Origin of the sequence: Mesorhizobium sp. Root157 (genome assembly GCF_001427385.1) — a bacterium.
Taxonomy (GTDB): domain Bacteria; phylum Pseudomonadota; class Alphaproteobacteria; order Rhizobiales; family Rhizobiaceae; genus Mesorhizobium.
The window spans coordinates 71077-88847 of record NZ_LMGJ01000034.1 but is presented as its reverse complement, the minus strand read 5'-3'; the positions used below and the strand labels follow the sequence as shown (position 1 = coordinate 88847).

28 protein-coding genes are annotated in these 17771 nt (G+C 62.8%); 20 read left to right on the top strand and 8 right to left on the bottom strand.

All coding sequences use genetic code 11. The features are described from left to right. Positions 1–127 precede the first annotated feature (127 nt). Positions 128–1489, top strand: coding sequence for a DUF6538 domain-containing protein (locus tag ASD64_RS16035; RefSeq protein ID WP_082550026.1), 1362 nt, complete (start codon positions 128–130; stop codon positions 1487–1489). Here ASD64_RS16035 and ASD64_RS16030 read toward each other — a convergent pair. The 7 genes from ASD64_RS16030 to ASD64_RS16000 form a co-directional block, all read right to left on the bottom strand. Further along, positions 1449–1697, bottom strand: a complete 249-nt coding sequence (locus ASD64_RS16030; RefSeq protein WP_056106828.1) for a hypothetical protein — start codon at positions 1695–1697, stop codon at positions 1449–1451. The two genes, ASD64_RS16035 and ASD64_RS16030, sit on opposite strands and share 41 nt — an antisense overlap. Then, the gene (locus ASD64_RS16025; RefSeq protein ID WP_056106825.1) at positions 1694–2392 is read right to left on the bottom strand and encodes a hypothetical protein; all 699 of its coding nucleotides are present in this window, start codon (positions 2390–2392) and stop codon (positions 1694–1696) included. The genes ASD64_RS16030 and ASD64_RS16025 overlap by 4 nt, the downstream gene beginning before the upstream one ends. An 11-nt stretch (positions 2393–2403) precedes the next feature. Further along, positions 2404–2676 (bottom strand): hypothetical protein, encoded by a 273-nt coding sequence (locus ASD64_RS16020; RefSeq protein WP_056106823.1) that lies wholly within the window; start codon positions 2674–2676, stop codon positions 2404–2406. Then, a complete protein-coding gene (locus ASD64_RS16015) occupies positions 2673–3899 on the bottom strand; it encodes a DUF5131 family protein (RefSeq protein ID WP_056106821.1) in 1227 nt (408 codons plus the stop codon). The genes ASD64_RS16020 and ASD64_RS16015 overlap by 4 nt, the downstream gene beginning before the upstream one ends. Then, complete coding sequence (locus tag ASD64_RS16010; protein ID WP_056106819.1) at positions 3892–4284, bottom strand: hypothetical protein; 393 nt, start codon at positions 4282–4284, stop codon at positions 3892–3894. The genes ASD64_RS16015 and ASD64_RS16010 overlap by 8 nt, the downstream gene beginning before the upstream one ends. Positions 4285–4461: 177 nt before the next feature. Then, complete coding sequence (locus ASD64_RS21110; RefSeq protein WP_156460186.1) at positions 4462–4683, bottom strand: hypothetical protein; 222 nt, start codon at positions 4681–4683, stop codon at positions 4462–4464. Positions 4684–4761: 78 nt separating this feature from the next. Continuing rightward, positions 4762–5022: a hypothetical protein gene (locus tag ASD64_RS16000; RefSeq protein ID WP_056106815.1), complete on the bottom strand. Its 261-nt coding sequence runs from the start codon at positions 5020–5022 to the stop codon at positions 4762–4764. A gap of 200 nt (positions 5023–5222) precedes the next feature. On the opposite strand from ASD64_RS16000, the gene ASD64_RS15995 reads away from it, so the two are divergent. Further along, the gene (locus ASD64_RS15995) at positions 5223–5474 is read left to right on the top strand and encodes a hypothetical protein (protein ID WP_056107139.1); all 252 of its coding nucleotides are present in this window, start codon (positions 5223–5225) and stop codon (positions 5472–5474) included. On the opposite strand, the gene ASD64_RS15990 is transcribed toward ASD64_RS15995, so the two are convergent. Further along, a complete protein-coding gene (locus ASD64_RS15990) occupies positions 5471–6253 on the bottom strand; it encodes an XRE family transcriptional regulator (protein ID WP_244480816.1) in 783 nt (260 codons plus the stop codon). The genes ASD64_RS15995 and ASD64_RS15990 overlap by 4 nt on opposite strands. Here ASD64_RS15990 and ASD64_RS15985 point away from each other — a divergent pair. The 18 genes from ASD64_RS15985 to ASD64_RS15900 all read left to right on the top strand — a co-directional run bounded on the left by ASD64_RS15985 (position 6243) and on the right by ASD64_RS15900 (position 17753). Continuing rightward, positions 6243–6452, top strand: coding sequence for a transcriptional regulator (locus ASD64_RS15985; protein ID WP_320410200.1), 210 nt, complete (start codon positions 6243–6245; stop codon positions 6450–6452). The two genes, ASD64_RS15990 and ASD64_RS15985, sit on opposite strands and share 11 nt — an antisense overlap. Beyond that, the gene (locus ASD64_RS15980; protein WP_056106808.1) at positions 6449–6970 is read left to right on the top strand and encodes a hypothetical protein; all 522 of its coding nucleotides are present in this window, start codon (positions 6449–6451) and stop codon (positions 6968–6970) included. The genes ASD64_RS15985 and ASD64_RS15980 overlap by 4 nt, the downstream gene beginning before the upstream one ends. A 130-nt stretch (positions 6971–7100) precedes the next feature. Further along, positions 7101–7592: a phage regulatory CII family protein gene (locus ASD64_RS15975; protein ID WP_056107137.1), complete on the top strand. Its 492-nt coding sequence runs from the start codon at positions 7101–7103 to the stop codon at positions 7590–7592. Further along, complete coding sequence (locus ASD64_RS15970) at positions 7589–8035, top strand: hypothetical protein (RefSeq protein WP_056106807.1); 447 nt, start codon at positions 7589–7591, stop codon at positions 8033–8035. The genes ASD64_RS15975 and ASD64_RS15970 overlap by 4 nt, the downstream gene beginning before the upstream one ends. Beyond that, positions 8032–8244 (top strand): hypothetical protein, encoded by a 213-nt coding sequence (locus ASD64_RS15965; RefSeq protein ID WP_056106805.1) that lies wholly within the window; start codon positions 8032–8034, stop codon positions 8242–8244. The genes ASD64_RS15970 and ASD64_RS15965 overlap by 4 nt, the downstream gene beginning before the upstream one ends. Continuing rightward, entirely contained in the window at positions 8241–8594 is a 354-nt protein-coding gene (locus ASD64_RS15960; protein WP_056106803.1) for a hypothetical protein, read from the top strand. The genes ASD64_RS15965 and ASD64_RS15960 overlap by 4 nt, the downstream gene beginning before the upstream one ends. Before the next feature lie 31 nt (positions 8595–8625). Further along, complete coding sequence (locus ASD64_RS15955; protein ID WP_056106801.1) at positions 8626–9549, top strand: DUF2303 family protein; 924 nt, start codon at positions 8626–8628, stop codon at positions 9547–9549. Next, complete coding sequence (locus tag ASD64_RS15950) at positions 9549–10739, top strand: MT-A70 family methyltransferase (protein WP_056106800.1); 1191 nt, start codon at positions 9549–9551, stop codon at positions 10737–10739. Before ASD64_RS15955 ends, ASD64_RS15950 begins: the two co-directional genes overlap by 1 nt. A 41-nt stretch (positions 10740–10780) precedes the next feature. Continuing rightward, positions 10781–11560 (top strand): hypothetical protein, encoded by a 780-nt coding sequence (locus ASD64_RS15945; RefSeq protein ID WP_200957841.1) that lies wholly within the window; start codon positions 10781–10783, stop codon positions 11558–11560. Beyond that, positions 11557–11847: a hypothetical protein gene (locus tag ASD64_RS15940; protein ID WP_056106795.1), complete on the top strand. Its 291-nt coding sequence runs from the start codon at positions 11557–11559 to the stop codon at positions 11845–11847. The genes ASD64_RS15945 and ASD64_RS15940 overlap by 4 nt, the downstream gene beginning before the upstream one ends. Next, positions 11840–12133: a hypothetical protein gene (locus ASD64_RS15935; protein ID WP_156460185.1), complete on the top strand. Its 294-nt coding sequence runs from the start codon at positions 11840–11842 to the stop codon at positions 12131–12133. Before ASD64_RS15940 ends, ASD64_RS15935 begins: the two co-directional genes overlap by 8 nt. Continuing rightward, on the top strand, positions 12133–12555 hold the full coding sequence (locus tag ASD64_RS15930) for a hypothetical protein (protein ID WP_056106792.1): 423 nt from the start codon (positions 12133–12135) through the stop codon (positions 12553–12555). Before ASD64_RS15935 ends, ASD64_RS15930 begins: the two co-directional genes overlap by 1 nt. Further along, positions 12552–12848, top strand: coding sequence for a hypothetical protein (locus ASD64_RS21295; protein WP_056106789.1), 297 nt, complete (start codon positions 12552–12554; stop codon positions 12846–12848). The genes ASD64_RS15930 and ASD64_RS21295 overlap by 4 nt, the downstream gene beginning before the upstream one ends. Next, on the top strand, positions 12841–13449 hold the full coding sequence (locus ASD64_RS15920; RefSeq protein WP_056106788.1) for a helix-turn-helix domain-containing protein: 609 nt from the start codon (positions 12841–12843) through the stop codon (positions 13447–13449). Before ASD64_RS21295 ends, ASD64_RS15920 begins: the two co-directional genes overlap by 8 nt. Before the next feature lie 47 nt (positions 13450–13496). After that, on the top strand, positions 13497–15698 hold the full coding sequence (locus ASD64_RS15915; RefSeq protein WP_056107134.1) for a DNA cytosine methyltransferase: 2202 nt from the start codon (positions 13497–13499) through the stop codon (positions 15696–15698). Beyond that, on the top strand, positions 15695–16222 hold the full coding sequence (locus ASD64_RS15910) for a hypothetical protein (RefSeq protein ID WP_056106786.1): 528 nt from the start codon (positions 15695–15697) through the stop codon (positions 16220–16222). Before ASD64_RS15915 ends, ASD64_RS15910 begins: the two co-directional genes overlap by 4 nt. Continuing rightward, on the top strand, positions 16219–16659 hold the full coding sequence (locus ASD64_RS20735; RefSeq protein WP_162249083.1) for a GNAT family N-acetyltransferase: 441 nt from the start codon (positions 16219–16221) through the stop codon (positions 16657–16659). Before ASD64_RS15910 ends, ASD64_RS20735 begins: the two co-directional genes overlap by 4 nt. Further along, positions 16656–17753 (top strand): helix-turn-helix domain-containing protein, encoded by a 1098-nt coding sequence (locus ASD64_RS15900; protein ID WP_244480815.1) that lies wholly within the window; start codon positions 16656–16658, stop codon positions 17751–17753. Before ASD64_RS20735 ends, ASD64_RS15900 begins: the two co-directional genes overlap by 4 nt. Positions 17754–17771: the final 18 nt, after the last annotated feature.

The window sequence follows — 17771 nt, the reverse complement described above, 5'->3', positions numbered from 1 at the left end:
TCATATCTAACTGTTATCATTGTGTTTTCTGGCGCATGCAAAAGTTCATCTTGCGCTTCCGGTGGTTTTTGTGCCACTTTTTGTGCCACAGCTTACGCCACAATGGGCGTTGTAACGGGTGCGGCGCGTGACCACAAGCCAGGACGAAAAAGGACCGGATCGGCATCTGGCGAAGCGCGCCGGAAACTACCACTACAAGCGCCGCGTGCCATCGATCGTCGCCCATCTCGACAAGCGCGCACCCGTCGTGCGCCTGTCCCTCAAGACCTCCGATCTGACGCTGGCGCGGCGCAAGCGCGACCTGCTCGAACAGGCCGACGATTCGCTGTGGGCCTCGCTGATCGTCGATGGCGATACCGACCCTGCCCGCCGCCGCTATGAAGCCGCACGCAAGCGCGTCGAAGCTTTCGGCTTCACTTTCCACACCGCCGACGACCTGCGCATGATCCACAATCTCGACGATCTGCGCCGCCGGCTGATGGCCGTCGAGGCCGCCGTGCGGCCGCAAGACGTCGGCATGCCTCTTCTCGGCGCCGTCGACGTGCCACAAACCACAATCAGCAAGGCTTTCGACGTCTACTGCGACGAGATCGTCGCCGACGAACTCGTCAACAAAAGCAAGGTCCAGAAGGATCAGTGGAAGAAGGTCAAGCGGCGAGCGGTCAACAATTTCATCCTGCTGATCAGCGACAAGCCCATGGTCGACATCACCGTCGACGACGCGCAGAAGATCTACCAGCATTGGCTGCACCGCATCGCGCCCAAGAATGGCAAGGCGACGGCCGGCCCCTCGTCGGGCAATCGCGATCTTGGCAATCTGCGCGTCCTCTACAGCGCCTATTTCAAATACCAGGGCGATGCCCAGCGCAAGAACCCCTTCGACGGCTTCGGTTTCTCGATGAAGCAGAAGCGCCCTCGCCCGCCAATTCCGACCGAATGGATCCGCGACAGGATCATGAAGCGCGGTGCCCTCGCCGGTCTCAACGAAGAGGCGCGCGGCATCCTGTTGATCATGATCGAAACCGGGGCGCGGCCCAGCGAAATCGCCAATCTCGAGGAATCGGCCCTCCGCCTGTCGCACAAGGTCCCTTACCTTGCGATCGAGCCGCGCGAGGATCCCGACGATCCGCGCGAGATCAAGACGGAATCGTCGCGGCGCATGGTGCCCCTGATCGGCGTTGCCCTGGCGGCGGCGCAGCGCCACAACAAGGGCTTTCCGAAATATCGCAACCGGGAGAACGAACTGTCGTCAGCGCTCAACAAGTTCCTGCGGACAAACCATCTGTTTCCCAGCCGGGAGCACAAGGTCTATTCGATCCGGCATTCGTTCGAGGACCGGATGAAGGAAGGCGGTTTGGAGGATGAGCTGCGCAGGATCCTGATGGGCCACACCATAGACCGGCCGCGCTACGGCTCTGGCGGATCGCTGGAATGGCGCCGCAAGCAGCTTATGCAGATTGTGTTGCCGTTCGATCCTGAGATCGTATGAGCCTGGCGCGCGCCGCGGCCATCATGGCGTCGGCGTCTTTCTGCTTTTGCAACTCTTCTTCGAGCCACTGCCAGATCGGCAGGAACAGGTGCGCCTTGCGGCCGGCCTTGTCCATGAGCATGGCGACGAGATCGAGGTGACGCTCGATCTCGTCGACCGTGACGGGCGGAAGTTTCCGCGTTGCCCAGGATTGTTGGGATCGTCTCATTTCGTTTCGACCGGCTTGCCGTCCCGCAGCGTGTAAAACGTGTCCGGCTTGATGCCATCGCGTCCTGCGATTCCAGCCCACACATGCACGATGTCGCCGCCCTCGCCTCTTTCCACCAGGAACAAGGCACAGCCATCCTTGCCGCGCGCCTTACCGGCATACCCGGTTGCGGTGGCAGCGCCCCCGGTGCCCGATGCGGTGGCAGCGCCCCAGTAGCCTGATGCGGTGGCAGCGCCCCGGTYGCCCGATGCGGTGGCAGCGCCTCCTTGCTTGCTGGATTTCACCGCCGTTTGCGCTTCAGACGTGTAGTCGCCATCGACGGGCTTTGCGCGATCATTGACCCACTTGACCGCATCGAGGATGAGCTGCGTGAGGCCGATCTCCTTTCCGACAGACAGGATCTCGGCGGCGGTCTTTTCGCCATTGTCGTCAGTGTCCGTCTGGCCGGATATTTCGACCTGGCAGATGCGCGTGCCGGCCGGCGCGTAGTATTGGAAAAGCGCCAGAGGATGGCCGGTGATGACGTGGAAGCCGCTCTTGCAGGCCTTCACCTTCCCTTCGTGGCGATAGGTCTTGCCGACCTCGAACTGGAAAGGCTCGCCATCCGGACAGCAGGTCAAGTCTTCGCGAAAGCCCTTGTAGGCAATGGTGGTTGCGGCGACGGTTTCGGCGGCAGCATTCTTGGCGCGAGCCATGATTGAACCTTTCAAAAGAGGGAATCGGTGGCCGGCCTTGCGCAGGCCGGGCAAGTGTGGGTGTAGCGCTGGGGTTTGGAGGTGCCGGCAAGGCGCGGCCTGGCGCCGAAAAGATCGGACGTGTCCTTCCGGTCAGCGTCCGGCTTCGCCTGGCGGATCAGCCAGCCGGCCGTCTTGGCGTCCGACACCATCACCGCGAAATCCTCGTCGGCGTAAGTGTTCGGGTAGCTGGCGGGGCACGTGTCGCAGCAGATCTGGTTGCGGTTGTCGGCGCGCTCGATCATTGGAACGGCACCTCGCGTCGCTGGGGCATGCCGTTGTGTTCGCGGTCATCAAGCTTCCGTCCGGCGGCAGACTTGCCGATCGGATACATCGTCATGGGCTTGGCATGCCTCAGAAAGGCGTTAGGCGCGAGAGCGTCGTGCCGGCTACCATCCACATGCAAGACATGAGAGGTCTTGATTTCGAAGCGCCCATAAATGTCATTGAGGGTATGCTGATCCTCGCCCGCGCGCGCCACGCGGACCGGCTTAAAGCACCCGTCGACTTGTTCTTCCGACATCGCGCATATCGGTGCCCATGATCCCCATTGCTTGAAAAAGAACGGGACACCGGCGGCGGCGCACTGGTCGCGTATCGAGCGTGCCCAGTCGGGATGCATGGGCCGGGCATCCCGACCGCTCTCGCCGCCGACGATGATCCAGTCAAGGCCAGATCGACCTTTCTCCCAATCACCCTTGCCGCGCTGGCAATTGTGCAAGGCTGGATAGCCTTTGTCACACCACGCGCAGTCGCCCCAGCACTCGCTGTCCAGTGCATTTTCACCATACCAGGCTTGTTCAAAGTCGATCGCGCCTAGCAACGGTTCTGCCGAAACGAAACGCACGGCAGACGGCGTGGCGAGCAGCGCTGGAATGCGCTCGTTTGCGCGCTGCTGATCCTCGGCTGAAACGCCGAGCCAGACATTGGGGAGCGGCCATTGATCAAGATGGACGCGAGGCCACGACGGCATCAAGCCAGGATCCGCAATGCCCGGCGCGATTAAAACGACATTCGCAACGCCGGTGACAGCCCAATCGCAAGCGAGTTCATAGATGCGCCGCTTTGTGTCGTCGGAGGCAAGATAAGCGCGCATCCTGGCCGCGCGCTTGGTCAGCACCTGGAAGGTGTGCTGGGGCGCCAGCGCCATGACGGCAAAGACACGATCAATCCATTCGTCCGGCACGCTCTCGTGAAACAGGTCACCATGGGCGCAGACGAAGATCATGCGCGGTGATTTCCAGCGCAGTGGCTGGTCGAGCCATTGCTCGTTGAAGCGGACTTCGCCGGTCCACACCGGCCCGGCCTTGCTGTCGCGCGTGAGGCCTTCGCGGCTCGGATGATGCTGCAGCCGGGTGCCGGCGAGCTTCATGGCGTAGCAGTTGGTGCAGCCGGGCGAGACGACGGAACAGCCGGTGACCGGGTTCCACGTGGCGTCGGTCCATTCGATGTGGGAATGGTCAGCCATTGTTTGCAGCCTCCGGAATGCCTTCGGTGAGGCCCTGCATGGCGCGGTCGTAACCGTGCTTCAGCGCCACAAGCATCTCGTGGCGGACCTTGCGTTTGCCGGCGGCGGTGAATGCCTGTGCATTGACCGTGGCCAAGGCCGACCCGATCGCGGACCACAATTCGAAAACTGTTTCGACCGGCGGCAATTCCTGCTCGGTTTCAGCCGTGTTCAGCCCTTCGATCATGGCCACGGAAACCAGTTCGAACAGGCGCGCCCATACCTTCTGGTTCGGGGTCAGTTCCGATAGGTGGCGGGTGTTGTCGATCAGTTCCCTGAATTGCTCGTAGCCGTCGGCAAAGCCGGGTTCGATCAGTGATGCGAGGGTGCGGGGGCGCTCAGCCATTGTCGTCATCCCCATAGCGATATGTTGGGATCGGACCGTCTACCGGCTCGCCGGTTTCGAGGTCTACGGTCGGGGATCCTTCCAGACAGGCGGCATGGCAGATGCCAAGATCGATGTCGCTGGCGCAAAAGTCGTCAGCCTTGAATGGTTTGAGGCAGATGGGGCAGAGGTGAGCCATCATCGCGCTCCGAACCAGAGCGCGGCGATGCCGATCAGGGCGATGGCGCACAGGCCTGCGACCTCGATCCGCCGGAACAATGGCGGCTCCGTGATGCCGGCCGGCGCATGGTCGAGCGGCGCCCCTGCCCTCGGATTGATGGCGGGGCAGTCGATGCTGACCATATCCGCCGGGCAACCGCAGTACGGGTGGTAGGGGCAGGACGTGCGCAGGTCGCTCATGCCAGCACCGGCAGCCAAAGCGCCACGGCGCACAGGAATGTGCCCATGGCAAGGAAGCTGAAAAGGTCGCGGGCCATGTCAGCCGATCCTGCGCTCGGCCAGCCGGTTGGCGCGGTCACGCGCGGCGGCGACGTTGTCTTCCGTCAGCTCGGCGCGGGTGAAGCCGCAAAGCGCGAGCGCCTGGGCGTCGACGATCCTGTTGGCGCCGGTGATTTCCAGCATGGCGTCGGCCAGGCGTTCGGTGAGCGGGCGGCGGGCGGAAAGCTTCGTTGCGCGCTCATCGGCAATGGCGGCGTGAGCGGCGGCGGCGGTCTCGGGCCGGGTTTCGAACTGCAGCATGACATTTCTCCATCGCGGAATTGCGATGGTCGAAAAGGTAGGTGATACTTACCTACAATGTCAACTATAAATAGTAGGCAATTCCTACGATACGATTGTCGCGGCAAGGCGTGGCGTGAAGATGCCCGAATCATTTGTGCTTGTTTTGTTCTTATTATCGAGTCATGGTCTGGGTGAAGCTGCAGTGCCTGGGGGTTTTCATGCTTACGTATTTTGTCGTGCAATCCTTCGACCGCACGAGGTTGGGGTTTTTGGTTCCAGATATTCCCGTGCAAGCGCAGGATCGAGCTCATGCGTTGCGCTTGGCTGATCGTCTCGCAGGAATGAAATCCGGGGTGATTGCCTTCAGCAGGACTGGCGATCCATCAATTGGCGAATTTGAGGATGCAGTGGTGATTGCCAGCTACGGTGAGGTTCCAGCGCTTGAAGGTGAATTGGCAATCGCGTCCTAGCGTGCGTTGTACTTTCCGACTACCCGGTGGCAGACAGGCCAGTCAATTCTGCTTTCTGAAAATTCATTGGAAGGCTTGTATTGTTCGAGCCTCCACTCACGATCATTTATACCAATGAGCCGCTTGATGATTGCCTGTGCTTCGCCGCGTTCCTTGGGTGGCGTGTGATAAAGGACAACATCAGTGTCTCGGTGCGCCGGAAGATTGGGATTCACCAATGCGGTGTCACCTGGCCAGTAGGCGGGGATCATCGAATCCCCGGAGACAAGGATGCCGTAGCCGCCTTTGACGCTCTGTAGGGCTGCCGGCCGCTTTACATAATCGATCGCCTCGAAGGAGATCAGCATATGTCCATCTCCGCCCATCGCTGCGGCATAAACCGGCATGTCCCGGGCTCCAATGAGCTCGTTGCCGGGGATTGCGCGAGATCGAGGATCTCCAGGAAGTGATTTGACCTCCACCGCGATTGGAGGTGCGCCCTTACGCTCAATGAGAAAATCTACGGACGTATCCAAGAATCCAGCAAGGTCGCCGATCTTGGAGACTTCCGGTTTCGTCTTATCGCTTTCCCATTGGGTTACCGACACGCGAGATATCCCGAAGTGAGCCGCAACTTCGCTCTGTGTGCGCTTGGCAGCCTTGCGAGCGTATTTGATACGCGCTCCAAGCGTTTCGATGTCGTCAGATGTCATGCTACAATTGTAATTGTTGCTTACTTTTTTTGCACCTACCTTTTGGCTTGACAATGTAGGTAGGTATAACTTACCCATGTCACCCATGATCGACCTCGTTCAAAAGGGTGCGGAAATTGTAGGCGGGCTGGGAAAGCTCGCCGATGGTTTGGGCATCAAACATCAAGCGTTCTATTCCTGGAAAAAAAAGGTTCCTGCGGAACGGGTCCTCGATTTCGAGAGACTTACGGGAATACCTCGTCACGACATTCGCCCCGATCTGTATCCGAAGGAGGCCGTTGAATGAGAGCGGCAACCTTCGACCGTGTGCTTGCCGATCGCGGCCTCGCCGCCGTGCGCCAGATGAGCGCGCAAGGCTTGCCCATCCTGCCGCCACCGCCATTTGCTTCCGCGCAGGGCCCCCAAGACCCTGACCGCGTGGGCGCCGCCGAGGTCGTGGGTGCCTCGGCGGCATTCCATCACTTCACCGAATCCGGCCCTGCACAGCCGGATACGACCGCGCCGGTTTGCCCCCCAAGCCCTTCCGCCGGCGCGGTCACGCTTTCCGACCATGCCATGATCCTTTTGCGCGCGATCTCCGCTTACGAGCAGATCGACGATGCGACGGCGCTGACCATGGCATTGGCAACCCATGCCGCGAAGATCGGCGCCGGGCCGCTTGCCCGCGCCTGCCTCGATCAGATCGAGCGGCATGGCGGTTCCCGCGAATACTCTGGCGAGCGAGTGGACGGCGGGGCCGGCGGCGTTGATGCCGGCTCCGCACGCTTGCTGCCGAAGGCCGATACCAGGAGCGGCGGACCATGAGAACATTTGCTTGCGGGCCTCCATGACCATCTGACCCCCGCACACTGAATCTTTCTGACCATTCCCGCCACGGGAAACGACGCTGGGATTTCCCGGCGTGGGAAGCTTTTTGCCTTTCGAGGAGGCTGACATGGTGCCCAATGCCAACGCCCGACATTTCCTGCTCAAGGCCAAACAACGCGATCTGATCGCCGCTGTCGGCGGCATCGAGCGCGCCGCGGCGATCTGTTCTTTCGGCAAATCCACGGTCGGGCGCTGGGCCAATGCCGAAAGCCCCGAACTGATGCCGCTGGAGGCGGTGTTCGCGCTGGAGGAAGAGTGCTGCCGCTTCGACATGAGCGAAGCAATAGCCGGCGCACGTGGGCGGCGCTTTGCCGAAACCGAAGTTTCGGCCTCCGACAATGTGTCTGTCATGGCCAGCCACGCCGAAGCCGTGGTGCAGATGGGCGAATTGATGACGGCCGGCGCGTTGGCCTTTGCCGATGGCAAGCTGACGCCGGCCGAGGCAAACCAGATCGACAAGGCGTTGGCGTCTGTCGAGCGCTCGCTTGCCGACTACCGCAAGGTGGTGGCCAGCGTGCGCGGCCACGGTGGACTTTCGATCATCGGGGGCGCGGCGTGAGATTCGGGCTTGCTTCTTCCGCACTCGGTTTCGACGAGCGCTGCTTCCGCTTTTCGGTGCGCTGCGACCGCGACATGAGCACGCGCATAGAGGCGGCGGCACGCAAGGCCGGCGTTTCGCCGACGACCTTCGTCCAGCAGCATTTCGATACGATCTTCGACGATCCCGCCGACGAGACGGGCTTCGTTCCCCAGAAATTCGCGCGCCACCACAATGTCAGCGTGCAGGCGGCGCGCCTGTGGCAGGCCATGGCCACGCAAGCTTCTGCCGATCGCACCATCACCGGCGCCGCCCGCGAGTTCTGTGCGGCCGCGAAAGTCAGCCAAGGCCGCGCCAGCGAGCATCTGGCCGAACTGGTGACCGCCGGACTGGTCACCGTGCTGCGCAAGCCGGTGAGCGCGCAGGCCGGGCGGTATCGGATCGAGCGCGGAGGGGCGAAGTGATCCACTCCGAAACCGAAGCTCTCAAATGGCTTGCCGATCACGGCGGTGACGGTGTCTTCGCCGGCCGTGACCATCAGGCGCTGCTCGCTCGTGGCGAAACCGCGCCGTTCATGCGCTCGACCTGGAACGCACTCGCCAGTCAAGGCCTTGTCGAATTCTACGGCAAGCGCCGCTGCCGCCTCCCTCAACCTGAAAGGAACCCGTCATGAGCCGCGTCCTGCGCTCCTTCCGTGAAATGCTCGGCCTTCTGTCGCGTGGCGACTTCTCGCGCCATTGCGACACGCTCCTCAACGAAGCCATCGACGCGCTGGAGGCCTGCCCGGCCGACAAGTGCAAGGCGGAAATCACCGTCAAGATCACGCTCGATTTCGAGCTTGGCCGCGTCGACATCAAGGCGGACGCTAAGTCCAAGCTGCCCGACACCGTGAAATTCATGAAGACGCCCTTCTGGGCAATCGACGGGCTGCTTTCAGTCGAGCATCCGAACCAGATCGACATGTTCCAGGCGCCGCGTTCCGCGCCCCGCGAGGATGTCGGCGACGAGGCCGAGACGGCCTGACCCTCCACCCCAGCCCTGAAAGGAAACGGCCATGGCCGATCAACAGAAAGTTCCGCTCGATGCGCACGGCATCGAACTCATCACCGCTCTGGCAACCGAAGGCGTTGCGCCCGCCACGGTCAACATCACCACCGGCGGGCTTGGCGAGGGCCTGCCTTCGTCTGTTCCTGTCGCTTTCGACCGCAAGGCGCAGGCCTTCCGTTCGCTTCGGCCCCTGATCGAAGAATTCCGGACGGACCCGGCGCGGCGCAAAGGTACGGCCGAGGTCGACACGCTGCAAAGCTTCATCAGCCTCATCAACCGGCACAAGGATGAGCGCAGCGCCCTGTTCGGCAAGACCTCGTGGCCCGAGCCGAAGCTGACCGCCGTGCTGAACTACGATTCAGCGGAAGGGGCGGCACGCTCGCGTGACCATCGCATCGTCTACGCTTTCCCGCTGACGGAAGAATTCAAGGCGTGGGTGGGCATGAACGCCAAGCCCATGGAACAGGAAATTTTCGCTGCCTTTCTCGAAGAACATGCCGCCGAACTGGCAGCGCCGACGGATGGGGAACGCTCCGAATACGAACGGCTTTTCAATGAGAAGATGGCTACTCCTTCGGAGGTCGTCGCACTCTCGCGCCATCTTGAAGTGTTCGTTGCCGCCCGTGCCAAGCAGGGCATCCGCCTGCAGACCGGCGAGCGCGTGGTCGAGTTTTCCGAGGAACACCAGAACGCCAAGGGCGAGACCGTCATTATTCCCGGCATCTTCATGGTGTCGGTGCCTGCCTTCATCGACGGCGATGCCGTGCGCATTCCGGCGCGGCTGCGCTATCGCATTGCGGGAGGCGACATCAAGTGGTTCTACCAGCTCTATCGCTGGGAGTACTATCTTCGCGAACAGGTTGGCTATGACCTGAAAACGGCAGCGGACGAAACCAAGCTGCCGGCCTTCGAAGGCGCCCCGGAAGCCTGATGTCCGGCGCGCTCGCCATAGCCGACGATACCCTGCCGTCTCTTGTGAAAGAGGCGGCGGCGGTGCTTGCCGGCGCGGCAAGCGCTGCGGAAGTGTTGTCCGCGCATGACATGGCGACGACGATCTACGACGCCGCCAAACGCGCCGCCCGCCTTCAGAAAGCGAAGCGGGCTCATGATGAGCTGATCAACGCCACCTATCGTGTCCAGGCGGATTCGCTGGAGATTGAAAGTCTCGCGAAAAGTCGCCTGGCAATGGAATTTGACGCGGCGCGGCCGGCGAGCGCCGCGAAAGGCGGGCGTCCGAAAACCGTTCCGGACGAGAACGGTTTTACCGCCGAGGAAGCAGGGCTTACCCGAAAGCAGGTCCACGAAGCGCGCCAGATGCGCGATGCCATCGCTTCCAACCCGACTGCCGTGCGCGATGCGCTGGACGATATACTCGCCAATGGCGACGAGCCAACGCGCGCTGCTCTGAAGCGGGCGATCCAGCCGGCGGTGAACTCCATTCGCGCCGAGGTGCAAGCCGAGAAGAAGGAACGCCGACAGGCTCGTGAGATAGAGCTTGGCACGCGCCAAGTCGCACTGCCCGAAAAGAAATACGGCATCATCGTTGCCGACCCCGAATGGCGGTTCGAACCCTATTCGACGGAAACCGGCATGGACCGGTCAGCTGACAATCACTATCCGACCTCGGACGTTCTCACCATCATGCGCCGCGACGTCGGCGCCATCGCTGACAAGGATTGCGTTCTCTTCCTGTGGGCAACGGCTCCGATGCTGGTCGAAGCGATCTGCGTGCTCGACGCATGGGGCTTCGCATGGATCGAGCGGGATGCCGCAACCGGGTTCCTTTCGCCGAACAAGGCGCATGCGCGCTACGTCACCAACTTCTGCTGGGTCAAGCAAAAGATGGCTGGCGGCTACTGGAACCGGGGCAAGCATGAGCTGCTGCTCGTCGCGACGCGCGGCAAACCGATCGCCCCGGCGCAGGGCGATCAGCTCAAGAGCGATTTCGACGGTGCCGCGCATGCTGCTGACGCCACCGGCCATTCGGCCAAGCCGGAAGATTTCATGGCGTGGATCGACGCCAACTGGCCGAACACGCCGAAGATCGAACTCAACGCCCGCCGCGCCCGAAAGGGTTGGGATGCGTGGGGGCTGGAAGCGCCCGAAGCGGTGCCGGCATGAACGCACCGCTTGCCATGCGCGAACCTTCCGGCATCCGCGAATTGCTGGACGTCAATCCCGTCGCCGGGGCTATCCGTTGTGGAACGCGCCGGTTCTGGACGGGTCGTGAAGAAAAGCTGTTGCGGCAGCATTACCCTTCCGGCGGTGTCTCGGCATGCCTCGCTGTCCTGCCCGGACGCACAGCCTCGTCGATCTACAACCGCGTCGGCATTCTCGGCCTGCGGATGCCGGGGAACGATGGCAAAGTGCATGAACGGCAGCACTGGCAAACCACCGACCAGATCGACGCCATCATCATTCGCACTTACCAGACCAAACCCGACAAGCGCGCCGTGCAGCATTGCGCCCAAGTTGTTGGTCGACCTCGCTGGTGGGTTTCGAAACGGGCGCTAAAGCTCGGCCTTGTCGCGCCGCGATTCAAAGAACCGGTATGGAGCGAAGCAGAAATCGGGGTCGTCACCGACCAGGCACACAAGAATCCGAGAACGATCCAGAAAGCTTTGAAGCGTGCGGGCTATGCGCGCACCGAAACGGCCATTGTCGTCAAACTGAAACGGCTTGGCGCCGATCGCGCTGATCCCGACCATCTGAACGCCAATCAATTAGCCTCCGTGATGGGCGTCGACCGCAAGACGGTCGGCAGCTGGATCGCCAAAGGGTGGCTCAAAGCCAAGCGGCGTGAGGCGACATCGCTGGACGATTTCTGGTGGATCCACCGGAAGGATGTTCGCCGCTTCGTCATCGATAATGTCGCGGCGGTCGATCTGCGCAAGGTCGAGAAATTCTGGTTCGTTGACCTGTTGGCAGGGAGGGACGGATGACGGCGCGGCCCGACTTCTCGCCTGCCATGCTGTCGTTCTTCCTGCGCGCCCGCGCAGTGCACGCGCATTGCAGCCGCCCGCCACGTTCGCGCCTTATGCAAGCGACGGTGACGCGCGAAAAGGCTGGCTGGCGCAAGCTGGCCAAGCTCACCAACACGCAAATCGACCTTGCCTGGATGGGGGGGCTGAACCGGGCTGCGCCTCGCGCCGCACTTTGGGCTGTGTTGGGGCGGTTCCCATCCGACCACGGCATCGTTCTCACCGACGATGGAGGGCAGCATGGCTGAGGTGTGCTTCGCCGACTTCGCCACCGCCTTGCGTCGGCGTCTCGATGTGTTGGGTTATTCCCTGCGCCATGCCGAGGAAAAGTGGCCCGCTACCGACCGTGCCATGCTGTCGCGCGCGGTGAACGCCAAGCCGCTTTCAGCCGGCAACTATCTGCTGCTTTGCGAGATGGCCGGTTTCGATCCCTACCAGTTCATGGAGCGCGGGAAACGCAAGCGCGTGACCATGAAAACCATTGCAAATCATATGGTTACACTGCCTGTTCAACGTGAAACGGAGGGCATTTAATGGCTCGTATCTATCTCGCCTCGTCTTGGCGAAACCCTCATCAACCTTGGATAGTCGATCTCCTCCGGCAGGCCGGACATCATGTTTATGACTTTCGAAACCCGCCCCATTCGACGGGCTTCAAATGGGATGACATAGGGCTTCAGGTTCCCTGCACAGCGGAGGAATATCGTTCCGCCTTGCTTTCCCATCCGAGGGCCGCGCAAGGTTTCAACGCCGACTTCAGCGCTATGCGTTGGGCTGACACTGGACTGCTTGTTCTTCCGTCTGGTCGGTCTGCTCATCTGGAGCTTGGCTGGATGGCTGGTGCTGGCAAGCGCACCCTCATTCTGACGCAGGACAATGAAGAGCCGGAATTGATGGCGCTGCTTGCAGATCAAATCTGCATCAGCCCGGAAGAAGTGCTGGCTGCGCTGGCATGACCGATTCCATGATCCCCATCATCCGACAACTGCATGACGCGGACGGTGATCAAGCGCGGGCGCGCGTGCTGTTGGCAATGCCCGACGCCATCCTGTTCAAATATGCCGGCACGCTAGGTGATGCCTGCCAACGCGCACAGTTCGCTGCTGGCGCGGAATTCGTGCATCGCCGTATCGTCATCATGAAAGCCGTGCGCGGCCCGGATGGACTTCTGCCTGAGCCGATCCGCGATGATTTCGAAGAGTATCGGGCGGCATTGGCTTCCTTCGCGCAGGGAGGCAGTCATGGCTGACCCCGCCCTGCGCCAACTCGACCGCGACCTGCCGCGCATCGACATGCGTTCTCCCCAACTGCGGGCAAAGCAGCGCGCGCACCATCTGGCGAACGCGCCGACAGACCAGCAGATCGAGCGCAGCAATGCCGAGAAATATGCCCGCGCGCTGATCCGCGCAGCGCGTGAAGAACGCGCCAGGCTGGTTACTGCTGCGCGCGCAGAGGCTTCCGGCCTGATCGAAGCCGCGCGCGCCGACGCCGGCCGGCTGGTCGAGGATGCCAGGACCGAAGTGGGCAAGCTGGTTTTCGACGCCCGCACCGAAGCCAATCTGCTTGTTGCCAGTGCCGAACGCGGCATTGCCGACTTGCCGCCGCTGCCTTCGGTTGCCGCCATCATCCGCGACACGGCGGAACGCACCGGCGTGCATGTCAGCGACATTCTCGGGCACCGCATGGCGCGGGGCATCGTTGCGGCGCGGCGCGAGGCGATGGCGGCCGCCTACCAGCAGCGGCCCGACCTTTCCCTGCCGCAACTCGCCAAGCTTTTCGGCGGGCGCGACCACACCACGATCCTGCACGCGGTGCGCCGTGCCGGTGTCTATCGCGGGAGGGTGAAGTGAGCCTGCTCAACTTCGAACCGAAACTGGCGCAACCCGACCTGCCGCCGATGATCATCGACAGCTTCGCCGGTGGCGGCGGGGCCTCGACCGGCATCGAAATGGCGTTGGGCCGTTCGCCCGACATTGCCATCAACCACAATCCGGCGGCCCTTGCCCTGCATGCGGCCAACCATCCCGACACGCTGCACGTCTCGGAAAACGTCTATCATGTCGACCCGCTCGACTATCTCGCCGGCCGGCATGTCGGGCTGGCGTGGTTTTCGCCCGACTGCAAGCATTTCTCCAAGGCCAAGGGCGGCAAGCCGGTCGAGCGCAATATCCGCGACCTCGCCTGGATCATTCCCGGCTGGATCGAGCGCATCCAGAAGAGCGGCGGGCGCGTCGACGTCGTCATCCTCGAAAACGTCGAGGAATTCCGGACATGGGGGCCGCTGGTCGAAACCGATCGCGGCCTGATGCCCGATCCGGAGACGCGCGGGCATACGTTCGAAAAATGGTGCAAGCAGCTGCGCCGGCTCGGCTTCAAGGTCGAGTGGCGCGAGTTGCGGGCCTGCGACTTCGGCGCGCCGACGATCCGCAAGCGCCTGTTCCTGATTGCCCGCAGCGACGGCCAGAAGATCGTGTGGCCGAAGCCTACGCATGCTCCGTCGAGCGTCAGCGAGGATGGTATCGTCACCGCTTGGGCCAAGGGTCATGGACTGACCCTCAAGGACCTTCAAGGCATCAGCCCCTATCGCACCGCGGCTGAAATCATCGACTGGTCGCAGGTGTGCCCGTCGATCTTCGACACGTCGGACGAGATCATGACCAAGCACGGCCTGCGCGCCGTTCGCCCGCTGGCCAGCGCCACCATGAGCCGGGTGGCGCGCGGCGTGAAGCGCTACGTGCTGGACGCCAAGCGGCCGTTCCTTGTCGACGTGGCGCATGGCGAGGTTTCGCCGTCCGGCGTCAAGCGTTGGGGCAAGGGCTTCCGCTCGGTCGACGATCCGCTTTCCGTAGTGACGGCGGGCGGCATCAACCATGCCGTGGTCGCGCCGTCCGTCATCCGCTTCAACACCGGGGCAACGGGCCACGATGCGCGCGAGCCGTTGGCGACGGTGACCGCCAACAGCTTCAAGAAGCGGCCTGGCGGGGCTGCGCCTCTCGGCATAGTCGCGCCAGTGCTGTCCTATGCCCAGCAAGGTGGCGCGAACCGTTCGGTCGAGGATCCCGTCCACACCATCACCGCCAGCAAGAAAGACCAGAACGCGGTCATCGCGCCGACGCTGATCCAGATGGGTTATGGCGAGCGTGAAGGACAGGCGCCGCGCGTTCTGGATGTGGAAGCTCCGCTCGGCACGGTCGTTGCTGGCGGCATCAAGCACGCCATCGCGGTGTCGACGCTCGTCGGTTGCGGCGGCAGGGCTGGCCAGAGCCGACCGCGCGGAGGCAATGAGCCGACCGCGACCATCACCTCTAAGGCCGATGTGTGTGTCGCCGCGGCATTCCTCGCCCAGCACAACAACGACGGCCGGCGCGATGGCGGCGTCAATCCCGGCCGTCCGGCCGACGAGCCTCTGTCGACCATCACCGGCACGCCGCAGCAGGGCGTGATCGCCGCCTTCGTCTCTCGCCAGTTCGGCACTTCGACCGGCCACGGGCTCGACGAGCCGACGCACACGGCGACCGCCGACGTCAACAAGTCGATGCTGATCGCGCCGCACCTGATGACGATGCGCAATGCCGGCAAGCCATTCAATGGGGCAGACGAGCCGACCCACACCATCACCGCAGGCGGCGCGGGATTGAGCCTCGTCGCCCCGTTCATGCAAAAATACTACGGGACCGGCGACGGTGCGCGCCTCGACGAGCCTGCCCATACCGTGACGGTGAAAGACCGTTTCGGCTATGTCGAGGGCGAGTTGCAGCCCGAACTGCTGACCGAGGCGCAGATCACCCGCGCCCACCAGGTGGCCGACTTCATGCGCGCGCACGGCTTCTGGGACGAGCGCGAGTTCGTCGAGGTCGAGATAGACGGCGTGACCTTCATTGTCGTCGATATCGGCATGCGCATGCTGACGCCGCGCGAGCTGTTCTCGGCGCAAGGCTTTCCGCCCGGCTACATCATCGACCTCGATTTCGAGGGCAAGCCGCTGCCGAAATCGGTGCAGATATCCTGCTGCGGCAACTCCGTGTCGCCGCCGATGGCGGCAGCGCTGGTCGCCGCCAATTGCGGCTACCTGGCGCGCTTCAGGGAGGCGGCGGAATGAACGACACCGCCCGCCTTGCCATGATCCGCGCCCGGCTTGCCGCCATCGCGCCGGGGCAATGGTCGCGCGTCCATGACGGCGACGGCTGCTTCGTCGAGGCGCGCGGGCCGATGGGCGAATTGTCGCCGGTGCTGCGATTCAATCCCGGCGCATCCGACGACGAGATCATGCTCGTGGTCGATCTGCCGGAAACGCTGGTCTTCCTGCTCGGCTTGGTCGACAGGGCCATTGCCAGGCTCAAGCCGCCGGTTCGGCAAGATGTACAGCGCGGCGAGGCGCAGGCGCGCGACCCGAAAAACTTCGCCGCCGAGTGCGGCATGAAGTGCCAGGACCCTTCGTTCAAGGTCTTCCTCGAGGAACGGCACGGGCTGGAGCGCCCGCTGACCGACGAGCGCGTGGCGCAGAAGGTGCGCGGCCTGATGGGCGTGACGTCGCGCCGGGAACTCAATGACGGCGGCAGGGCAAGCGAAGCGTGGCGGCAGCTGCGCGGCGAATTCGACGCATGGTTGAGGGCGGGACGATGAGCTTCAAACTCGTAGAAGCCGACTTGAGTGACCCAGTGGTTCTGAACGTCGCGAATCTCTTTGTCTTATGGGGACAGGATGAAGGCACCATTCCTGCCGATCGTTGCCCAATAGACGAAAACGAAGAAGCGATCTTCGCTTGCGTCGACGCACCCGTTGAAAACGGCATTGTCGGTGGTGCGATATTCTATCAGCCGGAGGGACACGACATGCTGTTCCTCGACATTCTGTATGTCTCGCCCGTCGACCGTCGAAAGGGCATTGGTGGCGCGCTTGTACGCCGGATATGTGCCATTGCGGCTGAACGTGGCCTTGCGAAAGTGGAGTTCGGAACGCTGGTGACAAACCAGCGAATGCAGGCGCTTGGTCATGCGCTTGGATTTGCCGACTATGCGCTGATGATGAATTGCCGGCTCGACACGAAGGGCGCGTCATGAGCGGGCCGCGTCTCTCCATCATTCCGGCGCGCGCCGCCACGGATCCTGCGCTCAAGCCGCGTGATCTACAGGTGCTTTGCGTGCTGGGGCGTCATACCGACGATCTCGGCTGGTGCCGCAAGAGCCAGGTGAAGATGTCCGAGGAAATGGGCTGCGCGCGCTCCACCGTGTTCGAGGCGGTCGAGCGGCTGGTGAAGGCCGGCTATCTGGAGCGTTATGTCCAGGAGGAGCAGAGCGGCCGTGACAGCCCGCATGTCTACCGCGTCATCCTCGACCCGAAACATGCCGATCCGGGTTCGGTTCTCGATGCCGATTCCGACGCGCTGGACCCCTGCCGACAGGTCGGCACCCCTGCCGGTATATCGGCACCCCCTGCCGGTCCAGAACCGGCACCCCCTGCCGGTCCAGAACCGGCACCTAAGAACGACCCTTTCAGAACGACCGATTCAGAACGGGGAGAAAAAGCGCGGACGCGCGACGAGGATCAGAAAGCAGTCGAGCGGTGGGTGAAGCGGACACATCCCGCCTGGCCGAGCTACGTTTCCGACAGCGTGCCAAAGGCGGTCGCGTCGGCAATGGCGCTGACGCCGGATGAACGCGAGACGGCCGCCGAACGCATGGCCGACTATCTGGCCAGCGCCAAGGTGGGCGGTCGCACAGTGATCTGCACCTTTGCGGTCTATCTGGCCGAAAAGCGCTGGGAGAAGCTGCCGCCGCCGGTGGCCAGGCCACAGGCTCCGGATGACTATGCCCCGCCATTCGGGCCGGTGTGGGGCGCGTTCGTGGTCGAACGGCTGCTCGGAGGCGCACATACCGATCACGTCGATCAGCTTTACCGGTTGGCGCGTCTCGGTCGGGGATATCGCTTCGGCGAGCGGTTTCAGACCCTCAAGCCGCTGATGGAGGCGGTGCCGGTCGGATCGGCTGTGTTCGAGGGATGGCGCGTCGAGTTCGAGCGCCGCGCATGGCCATGGATACCGGATCCCGGAGATCAGCGCGTTGTGTACTTCCCGGCCGGCGGACCGGAAGCGTTGGATGCGTTCGAGGCGGCGGTGCAGTCACCTGGTAGTCAGGTCCACGAGGCGGCGGAATGATGGTGGTGAGGCCGGATA

Bases quoted from the DNA above. Each gene is read 5' to 3' on its own strand.
- ASD64_RS16030 (WP_056106828.1), bottom strand. From the start codon at position 1,697: ATGAGACGATCCCAACAATCCTGGGCAACGCGGAAACTTCCGCCCGTC.
- ASD64_RS16020 (WP_056106823.1), bottom strand. From the start codon at position 2,676: ATGATCGAGCGCGCCGACAACCGCAACCAGATCTGCTGCGACACGTGC.
- ASD64_RS16015 (WP_056106821.1), bottom strand. From the start codon at position 3,899: ATGGCTGACCATTCCCACATCGAATGGACCGACGCCACGTGGAACCCG.
- ASD64_RS16010 (WP_056106819.1), bottom strand. From the start codon at position 4,284: ATGGCTGAGCGCCCCCGCACCCTCGCATCACTGATCGAACCCGGCTTT.
- ASD64_RS21110 (WP_156460186.1), bottom strand. From the start codon at position 4,683: ATGAGCGACCTGCGCACGTCCTGCCCCTACCACCCGTACTGCGGTTGC.
- ASD64_RS16000 (WP_056106815.1), bottom strand. From the start codon at position 5,022: ATGCTGCAGTTCGAAACCCGGCCCGAGACCGCCGCCGCCGCTCACGCC.
- ASD64_RS15995 (WP_056107139.1), top strand. From the start codon at position 5,223: ATGCTTACGTATTTTGTCGTGCAATCCTTCGACCGCACGAGGTTGGGG.
- ASD64_RS15985 (WP_320410200.1), top strand. From the start codon at position 6,243: ATGTCACCCATGATCGACCTCGTTCAAAAGGGTGCGGAAATTGTAGGC.
- ASD64_RS15990 (WP_244480816.1), bottom strand. From the start codon at position 6,253: ATGGGTGACATGGGTAAGTTATACCTACCTACATTGTCAAGCCAAAAG.
- ASD64_RS15980 (WP_056106808.1), top strand. From the start codon at position 6,449: ATGAGAGCGGCAACCTTCGACCGTGTGCTTGCCGATCGCGGCCTCGCC.
- ASD64_RS15975 (WP_056107137.1), top strand. From the start codon at position 7,101: ATGGTGCCCAATGCCAACGCCCGACATTTCCTGCTCAAGGCCAAACAA.
- ASD64_RS15960 (WP_056106803.1), top strand. From the start codon at position 8,241: ATGAGCCGCGTCCTGCGCTCCTTCCGTGAAATGCTCGGCCTTCTGTCG.
- ASD64_RS15955 (WP_056106801.1), top strand. From the start codon at position 8,626: ATGGCCGATCAACAGAAAGTTCCGCTCGATGCGCACGGCATCGAACTC.
- ASD64_RS15950 (WP_056106800.1), top strand. From the start codon at position 9,549: ATGTCCGGCGCGCTCGCCATAGCCGACGATACCCTGCCGTCTCTTGTG.
- ASD64_RS15940 (WP_056106795.1), top strand. From the start codon at position 11,557: ATGACGGCGCGGCCCGACTTCTCGCCTGCCATGCTGTCGTTCTTCCTG.
- ASD64_RS15935 (WP_156460185.1), top strand. From the start codon at position 11,840: ATGGCTGAGGTGTGCTTCGCCGACTTCGCCACCGCCTTGCGTCGGCGT.
- ASD64_RS15930 (WP_056106792.1), top strand. From the start codon at position 12,133: ATGGCTCGTATCTATCTCGCCTCGTCTTGGCGAAACCCTCATCAACCT.
- ASD64_RS21295 (WP_056106789.1), top strand. From the start codon at position 12,552: ATGACCGATTCCATGATCCCCATCATCCGACAACTGCATGACGCGGAC.
- ASD64_RS15920 (WP_056106788.1), top strand. From the start codon at position 12,841: ATGGCTGACCCCGCCCTGCGCCAACTCGACCGCGACCTGCCGCGCATC.
- ASD64_RS15915 (WP_056107134.1), top strand. From the start codon at position 13,497: ATGATCATCGACAGCTTCGCCGGTGGCGGCGGGGCCTCGACCGGCATC.
- ASD64_RS15910 (WP_056106786.1), top strand. From the start codon at position 15,695: ATGAACGACACCGCCCGCCTTGCCATGATCCGCGCCCGGCTTGCCGCC.
- ASD64_RS20735 (WP_162249083.1), top strand. From the start codon at position 16,219: ATGAGCTTCAAACTCGTAGAAGCCGACTTGAGTGACCCAGTGGTTCTG.
- ASD64_RS15900 (WP_244480815.1), top strand. From the start codon at position 16,656: ATGAGCGGGCCGCGTCTCTCCATCATTCCGGCGCGCGCCGCCACGGAT.